Consider the following 494-nt stretch of genomic DNA (forward strand, 5'->3'; position numbering starts at 1 on the left):
GGCACGGTTAGCGATGTGGAAGACGGTCAAACCGTGACGGTGATCATCAGCGATGGCACAAACCAAGTTGAAACCACGGCACTTGTACAAAACGGCGAATATGTTACTGATCCGATTGATGCAAGCGCATTAAACGACGGGACACTCACCGCTACAGCCAGCGTGTCTGATGTGGCTGGCAATCCAATTTCAGCACAAGATGCAGTCGAGCTTGATAACACCGCAGCCATCACAACCAGCATTGATAAAACCGCCGACGGCGTGATTAATGGTAACGGTGAAAGCGCCGCCATGGTTGTGCGTGGCACGGTTAGCGATGTGGAAGACGGTCAAACCGTGACGGTGATCATCAGCGATGGCACAAACCAAGTTGAAACCACTGCACTTGTACAAAACGGCGAATACGTTACTGATCCGATTGATGCAAGCGCATTAAACGACGGCACACTCACCGCTACCGCCAGCGTATCCGATGTGGCAGGCAACCCGATTTC

Annotated in this window: 1 protein-coding gene; it reads left to right on the top strand. The window is 52.2% G+C overall.

Going from position 1 to position 494, the window contains the following annotated elements:
- A partial coding sequence (locus tag HUS62_RS22455) for a hypothetical protein (protein WP_175081207.1) occupies positions 1-494 on the top strand: 494 nt, incomplete at both ends.

Origin of the sequence: Pseudoalteromonas sp. 0303 (genome assembly GCF_013349995.1) — a bacterium.
Lineage (GTDB): Bacteria > Pseudomonadota > Gammaproteobacteria > Enterobacterales > Alteromonadaceae > Pseudoalteromonas.